Origin of the sequence: Acidovorax sp. (assembly GCF_022763525.1) — a bacterium.
Taxonomy (GTDB): Bacteria; Pseudomonadota; Gammaproteobacteria; order Burkholderiales; family Burkholderiaceae_C; genus Acidovorax.
This window is the reverse complement of record NZ_JALEGG010000081.1, coordinates 1-14,032: the sequence shown is the minus strand read 5'-3', so window position 1 is coordinate 14,032 and position 14,032 is coordinate 1. Positions and strand designations below refer to the sequence as shown.

The following is a 14,032-nucleotide window of genomic DNA, read 5'->3' as shown; positions in this document are numbered from 1 at the left end:
TTCCCGCACTGCTGTTCGTGCGGCCGCCCAAGGTGCCGCTGCGCCTGTACCTGCTGTATGGCATGACGATGGCCGTGGGGCAGTTTGCGCTGCTGTTCACGGCCATCCACATCGGCATGCCCTCGGGCTTGGCCTCGCTGGTGCTGCAGGCGCAGTCGTTCTTCACGCTGCTGCTGGCCGCGTGGTGGCTGCGCGAGCCCTGGCACGGCAACCAGGTGGCGGGGCTCGCGCTGGCAGCCGTGGGGCTGGTGCTGATCGGCAGCGCGCACGGTGCCTCCATGCCGCTGGCGGGGTTTGCGCTGACCGTGGCGGCGGCGGCAATGTGGGGCTGCGGGAACATCGTGACGCGCGCCGTGGGCCGGCATGGGCCCATGAACCAGTTTGCGTTCATCGTGTGGTCCAGCCTGGTGGCGCCGTTGCCGTTCGTGGCGCTCTCGCTGTGGATCGATGGCCCGGGTGCCGTGCTGTCCGCCGTGCAGCACCTGTCGCTGAAATCCATGGCCGCCGTGGCATACATCGCCTGGATCTCAACCCTGCTGGGCTTTGGCCTGTGGACCTACCTCATGTCGCGCTACCCCGTGAACCGGGTCGCGCCGTTCACGCTGCTGGTGCCGGTGGTGGGGTTGACCACGGGCTGGCTGGTGTTTGGCGAGGCACTGCAGCCGGTGCACTTTGCAGGCGCCGGGCTGTTGATGGCGGGGCTGCTCGTGAATGTGCTGGGAGGCCCTGCATGGGCGCGGCTCAAGGGACGGATGCGCCCTGCCGCTTGACCATCACACCGCCAGCGGCAGCTCGGTGGTAGACAGCACATTGCGCAGCACCATGAATGAACGCACCTGGCGCACGCCCGGCAAATAAAGCAGCTGCTCGGCGTGCAGACGGTTGAAGCTGTCGTTGTCGCGCGTGCGCACCAGCATGAAGTAGTCGAACTCGCCGGTGACCACATGGCACTCCATGCAGCCGGAGACCTTGGCCGCGGCCTTCTCAAAGGCCGCGAAGGAATCGGGCGTGGATCGGTCCAGCACCACGCCAATCATCACCAGCATGCCCGCGCCCACGGCGCGTGGGCTCAGCAGCGCCACCACCCTGTCAATCAGCCCCAGGCGCTTGAGGCGCTCCACGCGGCGCAGGCAGGCGGGCGGGCTCAGGTGCACTTTCTCGGCCAGGGCCACATTCGACAGCGATGCGTCGCGCTGCAGCTGGCGCAGGATGGCCCGGTCGGTGCGGTCCAGCTCGGCCCCCAGATCGGCTGGCGGCACACTCTGCCGACGAACTTTTATTGCACTCATATCGACTTTCGAGAAATCATGTTATGCAATATTGTCCCGGAGAACACTGAATAGCCAAAAATGTCCCCAACTTTGCAACCACATGGCGCACCCGTTTTCCTACGATGAAGGCACTGCAAGCCGCGCTTGCAACCCCTTGTTGAAACACCGGAAGGCACCGCCATGAACCTGCAGAAATTTGAACGCCACCCGCTCACCTTCGGCCCCTCGCCCATCACTCCACTCAAGCGCTTGTCGGCTCACCTGGGCGGCAAGGTGCACCTGTATGCCAAGCGCGAGGACTGCAACTCGGGCCTGGCCTTTGGCGGCAACAAGACGCGCAAGCTCGAATACCTGATCCCCGAAGCGATCAAGGGCGGCTACGACACGCTGGTGTCGATTGGCGGCATCCAGTCCAACCAGACGCGCCAGGTAGCCGCCGTGGCGGCCCACCTGGGCATGAAGTGCGTGCTGGTGCAGGAGAACTGGGTGAACTACTCCGACGCGGTGTACGACCGCGTCGGCAACATCGAGATGAGCCGCATCATGGGCGCCGACGTGCGCCTGGACGCCGCGGGCTTTGACATCGGCATCCGCCCCAGCTGGGAGCAGGCGATGGAGGACGTGACGAAGGCAGGTGGCAAGCCCTTCCCCATCCCCGCGGGCTGCTCGGAGCACCCCTACGGCGGCCTGGGCTTCGTGGGCTTTGCCGAAGAGGTGCGCCAGCAGGAGAAGGAGCTGGGCTTTCAGTTCGACTACATCGTCGTGTGCTCGGTCACGGGCAGCACGCAGGCCGGCATGGTGGTGGGGTTTGCGGCCGACGGCCGGGCGCGCAAGGTGATTGGCATCGACGCCTCGGCCAAGCCCGAGAAGACGCACGCGCAGATCCTGCGCATTGCCCAGAACACCGCCCAACTGGTGGAGCTGGGCCAGGACATCACGGCCGAGGACGTGGTGCTGGACACTCGCTACGGCGGCCCCGAATACGGCCTGCCCAACGAAGGCACGCTCGAAGCCATCCGCCTGTGCGCGCGCCAGGAAGGCATGCTCACCGACCCGGTGTACGAAGGCAAGTCCATGCACGGCATGATCGACATGGTGCGCAAGGGCGAATTCCCCGAAGGCTCTCGCGTGTTGTATGCGCACCTGGGAGGGGTGCCGGCGCTCAACGCCTACAGCTTTCTTTTTCGCAACGGCTGAGCCCCTGAACGAACAGCAGCGGCTGGCCCGGCTGGCCGCGCTGTCGGTGATCTGAGCGCCATTCCCTGCAGGGACATTTCGCCCACCCTGCGCCTGATTTCAAGGAGCTCCTCCATGAAGTGCCTGAAGCTTGACCGACGCAGCAGCCTGGTTCTCTTCGCAGCAACCCTGGCCGCAGGGGCCGGCGGCATGGCGCAGCACGCGCGCGCCGAGGGCTTTCCTGCCAAGCCGGTGCAGCTCATCGTGCCCTTCCCGCCCGGCGGGGCCGTGGACATCGTGGGCCGGCTGATCAGCAAAAAGCTGGGCGACCGCCTGGGCCAGCCCGTGGTGATCGAAAACAAGGCCGGGGCCGGCACGGTGGTGGGTGCCGGCTACGTAGCCAACGCAACTGCCGACGGCTACACGCTGCTCATCAGCTCCGGCTCGACCTTCACCGTGAACCCGGCGCTGCAGGCCAAACTGCCCTATGACCCTGTCAAAAGCTACGAACCCATCGGCATGGTGGCCCGCGTGCCGCTGATCCTGTTGGCGAACCGCGAAGTGCCGGTGAGCAATCTCAAGCAGCTGATCACCGCCGTGCAGCGCACGCCCGACAGGTATTCCTACGGTTCCTTCGGCAACGGCACCACGGGGCACTTCGCGGCGGAGCTGACTTGGTCGGCTGCGGGCATCAAGCTCATGCACGTGCCCTACCGGGGCAGCTCGCCCGCCATGGCGGACCTGATGGGCGGGCAGATTCCGTTCACCATCGACACCGTGGCCGCCGCGCTGCCGCAGCTCAAGGCGGGCAAGATCAAGGCGATTGCCGTCACCGGCGCCACCCGCGCCACGCAGCTGCCCGACGTGCCCACGGTGGCCGAAAGCGGTTTTGCGGGCTTTGCTGCCGACTCGTGGCTGGCCGTGGTGGCGCCGCGCGGACTGCCCGCAGACGCCAAGGCCAAGCTGCACAACGCGCTGGCCGAAACCCTGGCAGACGCCGACATCCGCAGCAAGCTGGTGGCCAGCGGGCTGGAGCCCGCCTATGCGCCCGGCGATGCCGTGCTGGCGCAGATCGAGGACGAACTGCCGCGCATGCGCGCGATCGCGCAGCGGGCGCAGATCCGCCCGGATTGAGCGCCGCGGTGGGCTGCTTTTAGGCCCGCAGCCAAGCCAGCATGTGCGGATAGGCGGGAGGCCCTCCGGCCACCACCTGCCCCGACAGCAATGCAAGACCTGCAGCGGCCAAGCCAGACGCCCCCAGATACACCCCCAGCTCGAACGTGTTGCGCAACCCGGCCGAGCGTCCGTGATAGCCCCCGTCATGAAACAGCACGGCGGACTCCATACCCAGGTGTTGCAGCGCGGCCCAGGCCCATGCCGTAGCTTCGATTTCGCCGCCATGCGGCACAGGCGGCAGCTCGGCAAGGTCGTCGTCCATACCCGAACGCAAGGCCGCGGGCACAACCGCCAGGTGGCCTGCCTCGTGCAATAGATCGCCAGGCCAGCGCAGCCGCGCGCGGTCTACGCGCAGGCCGCCGCGCTCGATGCGGATGCCGGGCAGGAAGCTGCCCTCGGGCACCTCGGCCTCGCAAACTGCAATGCCGATGCTGCGCAGAAAATCCAGGATGCGGTCCGTCAAAGCGGCGTGGGCGGCTGCCGCGGCGGATGACGCGTTGTCGCGGTCCATCATGCTTGCAGCAGGTCCGCCACCTGGCGGCGCAGCATCGCGGGTTGTACCTGGGCGGGCGCCACAGGCCGGCCCACGTTGAGACCCACGCGGTTGAAGAAGCCGCGCCGGAAGGGCCGCACCATGGCGCCGCCCTGCTCGATGCGGCTGAAGTACGAGCCCCACAGGTTGGTGAGCGCCATGGGAATCACCGGCGCCTCGACGCCCTCGGCCTGGGCACGCTCGATGATCTTCATGATGCCGCCCTTGAACTCCTGCAGCTGCCCATCCTTGGTGATGCCTCCTTCAGGGAAGATGGCCAGCAGGTCGCCCTCCCGCAGCACCTGGGCCGCGCGCTCGAACGCGGCTTCGTAAGTGGCGGGGTCCTCCTTGTAGGGTGCGATTGGAATCGCCTTGGCCAGGCGGAACAGCCAGCCCAGCAGCGGCACGCGGAAGATGCGGTGGTCCATCACGAAGTAGATGGGCCGCGGGCTCGCGGCCATCAGCAGCACGGCATCGACAAAACTCACATGGTTGCAGGCCAGGATGGCCGCGCCCGCCGAAGGCAGGTTCTCGTCGCCCTGCACCTTGAAGCGGTATACGAAGCGCGACGACACCCAGGCGACAAAGCGCAGCAGGTATTCGGGCACGAGCATGAAGATGTAGAACGCCACCACCGCGTTGGCCAGACCCGTGAACAGGAAGATCTGCGGCACCGTGAAGCCCGCGCCCAGCAAGGCGCCTGCGATGAGCGAGCTGGCGATCATGAACAGCGCGTTCAGGATGTTGTTGGCCGCGATGATGCGTGCGCGGTGCGTGGGCTGGCTGCGCATCTGGATCAGCGCGTACATGGGCACGCTGTACAGGCCGGCAAACAGGCTGAGCAGCAGCAGATCGAGCATTACGCGCCAATGGGCTCCCTGGGCCATGAACGCGGCCAGGCCCATGACTTCGGACGCCGGCAGGCTGCGCGACGCGAAATACAGGTCGATGGAAAACACGCTCATGCCGATGGCCCCTAGCGGCACCAGGCCGATCTCGACATGGCGGCGCGACAGCACCTCGCACAACAGCGAGCCGATGCCGATGCCGATGGAAAACACCACCAGCAGCAGCGAGGCCACCTGCTCATTGCCGTGCAGCACGTTCTTGGCCAAGCTCGGGAACTGGCTCAGGAACACGGCGCCGAAGAACCACATCCAGCTGATGCCGAGCAGCGAGCGGAACACCACGATGTTCTCGTGCGCGAGCTTGAGGTTGCGCCAGGTTTCGGAGAAGGGGTTCCAGTTGATGGTCAGGCCGGGGTCGGTGGCGGGCACCGAGGGGATGAATTGCGCCACCGCGCGCCCTGCCAGCGCCGCCAGCACACAGGCCACGGCCACCGTGGTGTGGCCGATGCCCGGGATGGCCACCAGCAGGCCGCCCGCCACATTGCCCAGCAGGATGGCCACGAAGGTGCCCATCTCGACCATGCCGTTGCCGCCGGTGAGCTCGCGCTCGTTCAGGACCTGGGGCATGTAGGCGAACTTCACGGGCCCGAACAGCGTGGAGTGCACGCCCATCAGGAAGGTGCACAGCAGCAGGATGGGCACGTTGTTCGCGATGAAACCGAAGGCCGCCACCAGCATGATGGCGATCTCCAGGTTCTTCACGAAGCGGATCATCTTGGTCTTGTCGTACTTGTCGGTCAGCTGCCCCGAAGTGGCCGAGAACAGCAGGAACGGCAGGATGAACAGCGCGCCAATCACCAGCCCGGCCATGGCGGGCGGCAGCCAGTCGACGCTGAGCTGGTAGGTCACCATCACCGTGAAGGCGAACTTGAACAGGTTGTCGTTGGCCGCGCCGGAAAACTGCGTCCAGAAGAATGGCGCAAACCGCCGCTGGCGAAGCAGGGCGAACTGGTTGGGATCCTCATGCGTTGGCGCCACGCTGGCTGAGGGGTTCTCGGGGTGCATGCGTTTCTCCTCGTTGACCGAATGGGTTGGCTTGTTGGTTTTGTCCGCACCCGCACTTCCAGGGCCGTCATGCGCGTGACCTGCGGGCGACACCCACGGCGTGGGCGCCATTCTGCCCGGAGCGCGCGACATCCGGCACGCAGTGATCGGCGCTGTGGCGCAACGCCGTCAGTGCCAGCAATACAGGCCAGGCAGCACCTGCAGCGAACACGTGCTTGAGGCTGTGGCCCGAAACCCATTGCGCGGTGGCGTCATACACCGCATGGTCGGCGGCTTCGAAGAGTTTGGCCACGGCGTACATACCGATGACTGCCCCCAGATGCACACCCAGGGCGTCGGTGCGCCGCGGCAAGCAGGCCAGCGCCAACACCACGAACATCCCGCCCAGCTGCACTACCGCCCAAGGCATCAGGTTGCCCGTGTGCGCCCACCACACCACGGCCAGCGGCCCTGCCAGCAGCACTGCGACGGCGCTGGCATGACCCGCCCGCGCGCTCACGCGGCCGTGGGCCGCGAGCCCCAGCAAGCCCGCAAAGGGCAGCACCATGCCCAGCCGGTCCCACAGCAGGCCCGCGTCGTGCGGCTGCCAGTGATAAACGCTCGAGCCCACCGCCGTGCACACGAGGCCTCCAAAGAACAGCGCGGCCAGCGCGCGGGAGCTGCTGTCCAGCACTCCGGGCTGGAGGCGGCTCAGCACCGCCAGGCCCCACATCCCCCCAAGGGCAAACAGCAGATTGCTCAGCACGTCCAGCGCACAGGGAATGCCCCACAGCGCCCGCTGGTCGGCAAAGCCGTGCTGGTGTTCACTGGCGGGCACCACAGGCCCCAACACGGCCAGCGCCAGCAGGGCTGCCAGCCCCAGCAGCAAGGCGGTTTCGGCGGGAGCCAGAGGCTGGCGCCGCCGGTGGAGGTGAGAAATCCGAAAGGTCATGGTCATTGCGTCCTCGGGGTGGAAAGGTGAATGCCGCGCAGTGTGTGAAAACCCGCCCGTGCTTCGCATCCAAAAGTCGCGCAGAGGGCCACCCCCGCCACTTCAAGTATTGATAATCGATACTTGGGATGGCCTGCATAACCCCCTGCGGTCCGTGATAGCCCGGCCTCGGGCGGTCTGCTGCGTTGCCTTTCTTGCCGATGACCGAGCTATTGGCTGCCAAAAGGCGCCTTGCGGCCCATCCCGAACCGCACTACCACCGACTCGCGAGGGTTATGCAAGACATCCCTAGGAGCATGCACCCATGAGCACGACCGCCGACCTCGTCGCCGCCCTCAAGAAGGAACTCAAGTCCGCGCAGATGACCTATGCCGACCTGGCGCAAGCGCTCGGCATGGCCGAGTCCAGCGTCAAACGCATGCTGGCCAAGGGCGACATGCCACTGTCGCGCATCGACGCCATCTGCCGGGCCCTGGCGCTGGACTTCGCGGACCTGGCCCGCCGCGTGGCCGAGAGCCAGCCACTGCTCAAGGAACTGAGCCAGGAGCAGGAACGTGCGGTGGTAGCCGACAAGAAGCTGCTGCTCATGGCCATCTGCGTGCTCAGCCAGTGGACGCTGGAACAGGTGACCACGACCTACCGCCTCACGGAGGCCGAGGGCATCAAGTACCTGGCGCAGCTCGACCGCATCGGCATCATCGAACTCCGGCCGCTGAACCGCTACCGTCTCAAGCTGGCCAAGACCTTCCGCTGGCGCCCGCACGGCCCGGTGATGAACTACTTTCGCGAGCACGCGCTGCTCGACTACTTCGCAGGCGGTTTTGACGGCCCCGGTGAGGGCGTGCTGCTGGTGCACGGCACCATCAGCCGCGGCCTGGCACCCGCCTTCATGGAACGCATGCAGCGCGTGGCCCAGGACTTCGCGCAACAGCACCTGGCCGACCAGAAACTGGCGCCGCGCGAGCTGGAGGGCTACACGCTGCTGCTGGCCATGCGCAGCTGGGAGTTCGAGGCGTTCACGGGCATGCGGCGCCTCCCCTCCTGAGTCGCTGCGCGGCTTCCCAAGAGGCGACACCCCAGTGGTCCGGCGAAGCCGTTCCGCGGGTGCTCTGGCCTGGGGCTGCGCGCCGCCTTCGCCATTTCGCGATTTCGCGAAATGGCGAGCGTGGCACGGCATGGAAGCATCGGCGAGATCGCGGATTGCTATTCTTTTCATAGCTTCCAGCGCTGGCTAGCAAACAGCGGGTGGCAAAAGATGCTCAAAAGCGCAGGCGCAGCCTCAGATGACACCTCCGTGCGCCTGTTGACTCCATATTGTGAATCAACTATTCTTTAAGTCATCATTTAACCGATTTTAAAGATAGTCAATGAAAACCACCCGCCAGCAACAAGACGCCACGCGCCGCCAGATCGTGGCCAGCGCGGTGGACCTGATGACCCGCCAGGGCTTTGACGGCACGACGATGAAGGACATCGCGCGCGCCGCCGGCATTGGCGACGCCACGATCTACAAGTACTTTCCCACCAAGGACCGCATCGTGCTGGGCTATCTGGACGACGTGGCCCACCAGGCGTTGGCCGAGACGCTGGCGACGGCGGGCTTCGGCAGCTACAGCTTGCAGGAAAAGCTGCAGCGCCTGACCGATGCCGTGCTGGAGCGCCTGCTGGCCGATCGTGAATTCGTGGCCCAGGTGCGCACGCTGGCGCGGCGCTCGCCGTTGTCCATGCTGGCGGAACCGCTGACCGCACGGCAGAGCCTGCGCGAGGCGGTCGCGAGCTTTCTCGAAGCGGCCGAGGCCAGCGGCGAAATCGAACCCTGCGATTTCAAGGGCCTGGCGGGCGGCCTCTACACCGACTACCTGGCAGGTGTGGTGACGTATTGGCTGGCGGATACTTCCGACGAGTTCGCGGACACCACGCAGTTGGTGGACTTGTCGCTGGGGGTGCTGGTGCAGGCACTGCGGGGTGGGCTGGTCAACCGCGTGCTGCAGCTGGGCGGCTTTGTGCTGCGCAGCCAGTTGGCGCGCATGGTGCAACACCACAGTAGCCTGATGGGTGTGCTGCAGCTTGCCAAGCAGGCCATGGCCGATCTGCCGTCCGCTTCGGCCTACAACCACACGGCAAGCGCCCCGCGGCCCGCTGCGCCAGCGGCCTCCGAGCCCCGCCCCGCGCCGCGCAAGCCGCGCGCTGCCAGCCCGGCACCGGCAGCCGCCGCCCGTACCAAGCGCGCCGCCAAGTCCACCGCCAACGCACGCCCAAGGAAATCCGCATGACCCCCGCATCCACCGTGCGCGAAACACAAGTGCCCGCAGGTACCGCCATCCATGCCACCCTGCCCGGTGCCGATTTCTTTGATGCGTACGAGGTACCGGACTGCCACCCGTCCCGCACTGCCCTCCAGACCTGGCTCGACGTGGCCGCCCGCACACCTCGCTGGACGCAGCAACTCATGGCGCTGCGCAACCGGCTGGTGCAACTGGTCGGCCTCAAGGCGCTGGGGCAGTTGCACGACCAGCACGCCCCTGCCAGCGGTGCCCCCGCGCACGATGCCCGCAGCTACCGCGTGGGCGACCGGGTGGGCATCTTCCGGATCCGGCATCTGAGCGACACGGAGGTCGTGATGGGTGAGGACGACAAGCACCTGGACGTGCAGGTATCGTTGACCAAGCACGCCGTCGCCGGCCGCCCGGCGACGGTGGTGGTCACGACGGTGGTCCATATCCACAACCTGCTGGGCCGGGTGTACATGGCCGTGGTCACGCCGTTTCACCGGCGCATCGTGCCGACCATGCTGCGGCGGCTCAACCCGCCTGCGCACCGTGGCCAGCGCTGATCCGCCACGCACCAGCCGGCTGGCACGCGGTGCGATTTCCGGCCTCGCGGCGGCGCGCATCGGTGTGGCCGAGCTGGGACATCGCGTGCGCAAGCCTTCTGCGCAGGCGCAAGCCGACCATGAAGCCGCGCTCGGCCGCATCCTCTTTGGGGCCTTGGGTCAGTTGCGGGGCTCGGCGCTCAAGGTCTCCCAGGTGCTCAGCATGCACCCTGGCTTGCTGCCCGAGGGTGTGCGGCAACAGCTGGCGCGCGCTCACCATCAGGCGCTGCCGCTCAACCGCGCGCTGGTGGGCCGGGTGTTCCGCCAGGCGTTCGGACAGGAGCCCGAGGCCCTGTTCCAGCATTTCGAGCCCACGGCGTTTGCCGCCGCCAGCCTGGGCCAGGTGCACCGCGCTCAACTGGTGGAGCACGGCACAGTCGCCGTCAAGGTGCAGTACCCGGGCATTGCCGCCACCATCGCCAGCGACATGCAGCTGATGCACACCGCCCTGCGCGCCCTGGCCCACACTGACATGCCTTTACCCGCCGATACGGTCGTGGACAGCGTGATGGCCGAGATCGAGGCCACGCTGCTGCGCGAAGTGGACTACCTGCAGGAGGCCGCACAACTGCAGTGGTTTGCCGAGCACGCCGCGCTGCCGGGCGTGGCGATGGCGCGGCCGATCATGTCGCACACGCGGGGGCAAGTGCTCACGCAGTCGTACCTGCCGGGCCTGCCACTGCAGGCGTGGCTGCAGACGCAGCCGAGCCAGGCGCTGCGCGACCGGGCGGGGCAGCATCTGTGGGACTGGTTCGTGCGCTGCATTTTCACGCTGGGCCGCGTGCATGCCGACCCACACCCCGGCAACTTCGTCTTCGCGCCCGATGGCAGCGTGGGCGTGCTCGATTTCGGGTGCACTCGGGACCTTTCCAGCGTGTTTCTCGCCCAGGTGGCGCAGGCCTGGACCGCACTGCTGCTGTCCGCCGCCCATCCGCAGCGCGATGCGCAGGTGCTGCAGGCCTACAAGGCGCTGGGACTGGCCAGGCCCGAGCTTTCGCTGGATGCCTACACCCGAGAACTCGCGCCCGCGCTGGCCGAAATGCAGGCGTGGCAGATCGAGCCGCTGACCCAGCCGGTGTTCGACTTTGGCACGAAAGCGCCGCCGCCCATCACTCCGGCGGCGCACCGCCGCGTGCTGGGGGAGCACCTTTGGCAGGTGCCTGCCGAAATGCCCGTGTTCGAACGCATGTGGATGGGGTTGATGCACCTGCTGACTGGCCTGGGCGCGAGGGTGCGGACCCAGCATGCCTTCATGGTCGCCACCACGGCCCTTCTCCCGCCGAGGACGCAGCCATGAACACCGCCTTGGTACTGGCAGCTGCCGTCCTCGCCCTGGTGGGTGCTGCGCACTCCGTGCTGGGCGAAATCCTGGTGTTCCGCAGGCTTCGCCAGCGCGGCGGCATCGTGCCCACGGGGGGCCAGCCCGTGCTGCGCGAATTCCACGTGCGCATCCTGTGGGGCACCTGGCACCTGGTCACCGTGCTGGGCTGGGCCCTGAGCGCGCTGCTGTGGCGCCTGGGCACCGGTGCGGCCGGCGCCGACCTGGGCACCTGGGTAGCCGACGTGGCGGCAGCGGCCGCCCTGGCCAGCGGGGTGCTGGTGTTCTTTGCGACCGAGGGCCGGCACCCTGCATGGGTTGTTCTGCTGGTGGTGGCTACCCTGGTGTGGTGGCGCTGAGAGAGGTGCCGGTTTCCGCAGAAGCAACGCTGCCGAATCAAACGGGCAAAGCGCTATTCCGTCTCCGCAGCAGGAAACACAACTTCACAAGACTTCGCAAAGCCCCTACACCGGCTTGACGCACCCTGCGCACCATCAAGGCTCCGGTTCCGCAAGGAATCATTTTCAGGAACCCGCCGATCCCGGGAACGGGCACCGAACGGTTCCAAGGAGTTCTCAAATGACCCGCAATGCACTCGCCGCTGTTTCCATCGCCCTGCTGTCGCTGGGCGCCGCTTCGGCAGCGCAGGCCCAGACCAGCGCCACCGTCGTCATCCAGTCGGGGCACCCGCAATACCAGCCCGCCGCGCCCATGGTGGTGCAGTATGGTCCGCCCCCGCCGCCCCGCCATGAGGTTGTTCCACATCCCCGCCGGGGGATGGCGTGGGTGCCCGGCCATTGGGAATGGCGCGGCCACCGCTATGTGTGGATGCAGGGGCACTGGGTTAAGGCACGCCCCGGCTACTACTACCGCGAGCCCCGATGGGTGGAACACGGTGGCCGCTGGGAAATGCGCCCCGGCGGCTGGGACCGCGATCGCGACGGCATACCCAACCGCTACGACCGCGACCGGGACGGTGATGGCATCCCGAACCGCTATGAACGCGGCCACCACGATCAGGACCGGGATGGGGTGGCCAACCGCCACGACCGCGACCGTGATGGCGATGGTGTGCCCAACCACCATGACCGCCGCCCCGACAACCCCTACCGCAATTGACGGCCCGCGCGCGGGACCAGGGCCGTCTGCAATCTAGGGCTTGTTGACGCTATTTTTGCCGGTGCGCAGGCCGCCCCCGCCACGCCACGCCAATCCCGGCGCGTGTCGACGCCAAGGCCGGGGCCTTGGCCCGTTGGGCATCGCGGCGCATCTGGCAAAGACAGTGTCAGCAGGCCCTAGTCGAGATGAAGCTCGGCGCGCCCCAGGCCCGGAAAATCCGCCAGCACCTGCGCCCCCGGTGCCACCAGCACGGTGCCGGTACAGGCGCCGGTGGTCACCCAGTGGCCTGCGCGCAGTCCGCCCAGGCTGAGCGCCCCTTCATTGGCCAGCCACACCAACAAGCGGACGGGATCCCCGGCCGGGTTGCCCCAGCCCGCGTGCTCGACGGCCACAGCACCATTCACCGACAGCGTCACCCCTTGCGCCAGGGGCTGCACGCCCAGGACGTTCGCCGTGCCTGTACCCACGACCAGTGCACCATGGCAGGCCTGGTCGGCCATCCGGCTCCATTCGCCCTGCTGGGCCCACGCGGCAAAACGGGTGTCACACACCTCGATGGCGGCGTGCACCGAGGCCATGGCCCCCAGCACCTCGGCGGCGGTGTAGGGGGCAGCACGGGCGGGCAGGTCCGCGCCCAGCTCGTAGACCAGCTCGGCTTCTACTCCCATCACGGCAAAGCCCGCTGCGGGCAGGTGCACCGGCAATCCCGCGCGCTCGATCCAGATCGAGTCGGCGGTGAGTGCGGCCCGCGCAGGTAGCGCCTGGGGCGACGCCGCTCCCACCTTCCAGCCGGCGACTTCGCCGCGCTCACGCACGACGGCATCCTGCACGGCGTAGGCCTCGGCGGCGTTGCGGGGGCGCAGAGCCGCGGGCAAATCCAGCGGGCGGGGTGTGCGGCTCTGGCGGGACATGGTGATGACAGCCGCGCTGGCAAAAGGGTCGAAGGCGGTATCGGGCATGGCAGTCTTTCCGGGCGGGCAACAAGCGTGGCGAATTATGGCCAGTGGCGACGCGACAGCATCAGCAACGATTGCGGGCCATTAGCCGCGCAAGCCCCGCCGCCAAGCAGAAACGGAACCTAGAATGCCCCTCGCAGGAGAGTCAGCGGCACGCCCGCTTCACCGAAGGCGCAAACTCCCATACACGCTCAGGTCCCGTACTGCACCATTTTTTCAAAAGCCGTCTGGAGAGCCGCTGCCACCCGCCGGGTGCGCAGCGCACCGAAGGAGCAAGCCGCAGCCCGGGTGGGCAGGCGGTGAATCTCTCAGGTACCAAGGACAGGGGGAGCGGCAGCTTGGCGGGTGTGCGCCGGTTGCTTTTTTTGCTATTGATTTAGCAGCACCCACCGCACGTCCATCAAGCGCCAGAGCCCAGAAAGGCTTTGAAAAACATGCGCGTGATCGTATTGGGCGCCGGCTTGCTCGGCGTGACCTCGGCCTATTTCCTGTCTCAACTCGGCCATGAAGTGACCGTCATCGACCGCCAGGCCACGCCCGGCGCGGAAACCAGTTTTGCCAACGGCGGGCAGATCTCGGTGAGCCACGCCGAACCCTGGGCCAACCCCAGTGCACCGTTGAAGGTGCTGCAGTGGCTGGGCCAGGAAGACGCACCGCTGCTCTTCCGCTTGCGCGCGGACATGCGCCAGTGGCTGTGGGGCCTTTCCTTCCTGCGCAACTGCACGCCCGCGCGCACCCGCCACAACATCGAGCAGATCGTCAACCTGG

The 14,032-nt window shown here is 67.1% G+C and carries 15 protein-coding genes and 2 riboswitches; of the genes, 10 read left to right on the top strand and 5 right to left on the bottom strand.

Annotated features, from left to right (window positions below):
• Nucleotides 1–770: EamA family transporter (locus tag MRY84_RS06115; RefSeq protein ID WP_291504857.1), on the top strand; the 770-nt coding region annotated here is incomplete at its 5' end.
• Between the two features lie 3 nt (nucleotides 771–773).
• Here the strand turns inward: MRY84_RS06115 and MRY84_RS06110 are convergent.
• Nucleotides 774–1,289: an Lrp/AsnC family transcriptional regulator gene (locus MRY84_RS06110; RefSeq protein ID WP_291504856.1), complete on the bottom strand. Its 516-nt coding sequence runs from the start codon at nucleotides 1,287–1,289 to the stop codon at nucleotides 774–776.
• Nucleotides 1,290–1,451: 162 nt separating this feature from the next.
• Between MRY84_RS06110 and MRY84_RS06105 the strand changes: the two genes are divergently transcribed.
• A complete protein-coding gene (locus tag MRY84_RS06105) occupies nucleotides 1,452–2,468 on the top strand; it encodes a 1-aminocyclopropane-1-carboxylate deaminase (RefSeq protein WP_291504855.1) in 1,017 nt (338 codons plus the stop codon).
• 114 nt (nucleotides 2,469–2,582) lie between these two features.
• The gene (locus MRY84_RS06100) at nucleotides 2,583–3,581 is read left to right on the top strand and encodes a tripartite tricarboxylate transporter substrate binding protein (RefSeq protein WP_291504854.1); all 999 of its coding nucleotides are present in this window, start codon (nucleotides 2,583–2,585) and stop codon (nucleotides 3,579–3,581) included.
• Nucleotides 3,582–3,600: 19 nt separating this feature from the next.
• Here MRY84_RS06100 and MRY84_RS06095 read toward each other — a convergent pair whose 3' ends face one another.
• The 3 genes from MRY84_RS06095 to MRY84_RS06085 all read right to left on the bottom strand — a co-directional run bounded on the left by MRY84_RS06095 (nucleotide 3,601) and on the right by MRY84_RS06085 (nucleotide 7,005).
• The gene (locus MRY84_RS06095) at nucleotides 3,601–4,137 is read right to left on the bottom strand and encodes a hypothetical protein (protein ID WP_291504853.1); all 537 of its coding nucleotides are present in this window, start codon (nucleotides 4,135–4,137) and stop codon (nucleotides 3,601–3,603) included.
• Nucleotides 4,134–6,068, bottom strand: a complete 1,935-nt coding sequence (locus MRY84_RS06090; protein ID WP_291504852.1) for an MFS transporter — start codon at nucleotides 6,066–6,068, stop codon at nucleotides 4,134–4,136. The genes MRY84_RS06095 and MRY84_RS06090 overlap by 4 nt, the downstream gene beginning before the upstream one ends.
• 67 nt (nucleotides 6,069–6,135) lie before the next feature.
• Entirely contained in the window at nucleotides 6,136–7,005 is an 870-nt protein-coding gene (locus MRY84_RS06085; RefSeq protein ID WP_291504851.1) for a hypothetical protein, read from the bottom strand.
• 298 nt (nucleotides 7,006–7,303) lie between these two features.
• Here MRY84_RS06085 and MRY84_RS06080 point away from each other — a divergent pair, with 298 nt between their 5' ends.
• From MRY84_RS06080 to MRY84_RS06055, 6 genes are all read left to right on the top strand, one after another.
• Nucleotides 7,304–8,044, top strand: coding sequence for a helix-turn-helix transcriptional regulator (locus tag MRY84_RS06080; RefSeq protein ID WP_291504850.1), 741 nt, complete (start codon nucleotides 7,304–7,306; stop codon nucleotides 8,042–8,044).
• A 322-nt stretch (nucleotides 8,045–8,366) separates the two neighbouring features.
• Nucleotides 8,367–9,272, top strand: coding sequence for a TetR family transcriptional regulator (locus tag MRY84_RS06075; RefSeq protein WP_291504849.1), 906 nt, complete (start codon nucleotides 8,367–8,369; stop codon nucleotides 9,270–9,272).
• Nucleotides 9,269–9,832 (top strand): DUF2867 domain-containing protein, encoded by a 564-nt coding sequence (locus tag MRY84_RS06070; RefSeq protein ID WP_291504848.1) that lies wholly within the window; start codon nucleotides 9,269–9,271, stop codon nucleotides 9,830–9,832. The genes MRY84_RS06075 and MRY84_RS06070 overlap by 4 nt, the downstream gene beginning before the upstream one ends.
• The gene (locus MRY84_RS06065) at nucleotides 9,819–11,168 is read left to right on the top strand and encodes an AarF/ABC1/UbiB kinase family protein (protein ID WP_291504847.1); all 1,350 of its coding nucleotides are present in this window, start codon (nucleotides 9,819–9,821) and stop codon (nucleotides 11,166–11,168) included. The genes MRY84_RS06070 and MRY84_RS06065 overlap by 14 nt, the downstream gene beginning before the upstream one ends.
• The gene (locus MRY84_RS06060) at nucleotides 11,165–11,548 is read left to right on the top strand and encodes a hypothetical protein (protein WP_291504846.1); all 384 of its coding nucleotides are present in this window, start codon (nucleotides 11,165–11,167) and stop codon (nucleotides 11,546–11,548) included. Before MRY84_RS06065 ends, MRY84_RS06060 begins: the two co-directional genes overlap by 4 nt.
• 220 nt (nucleotides 11,549–11,768) lie before the next feature.
• On the top strand, nucleotides 11,769–12,308 hold the full coding sequence (locus tag MRY84_RS06055; RefSeq protein ID WP_363317485.1) for a hypothetical protein: 540 nt from the start codon (nucleotides 11,769–11,771) through the stop codon (nucleotides 12,306–12,308).
• A gap of 176 nt (nucleotides 12,309–12,484) precedes the next feature.
• On the opposite strand, the gene MRY84_RS06050 is transcribed toward MRY84_RS06055, so the two are convergent.
• Nucleotides 12,485–13,267, bottom strand: coding sequence for a 2-keto-4-pentenoate hydratase (locus MRY84_RS06050; RefSeq protein ID WP_291504845.1), 783 nt, complete (start codon nucleotides 13,265–13,267; stop codon nucleotides 12,485–12,487).
• 124 nt (nucleotides 13,268–13,391) lie between these two features.
• Nucleotides 13,392–13,480, top strand: a riboswitch (glycine riboswitch).
• A 1-nt stretch (nucleotide 13,481) separates the two neighbouring features.
• Nucleotides 13,482–13,599, top strand: a riboswitch (glycine riboswitch).
• A gap of 99 nt (nucleotides 13,600–13,698) precedes the next feature.
• Here MRY84_RS06050 and MRY84_RS06045 point away from each other — a divergent pair.
• Nucleotides 13,699–14,032, top strand: a 334-nt coding sequence (locus tag MRY84_RS06045; protein WP_291504844.1) for an FAD-dependent oxidoreductase, incomplete at its 3' end; no start/stop codon positions are given.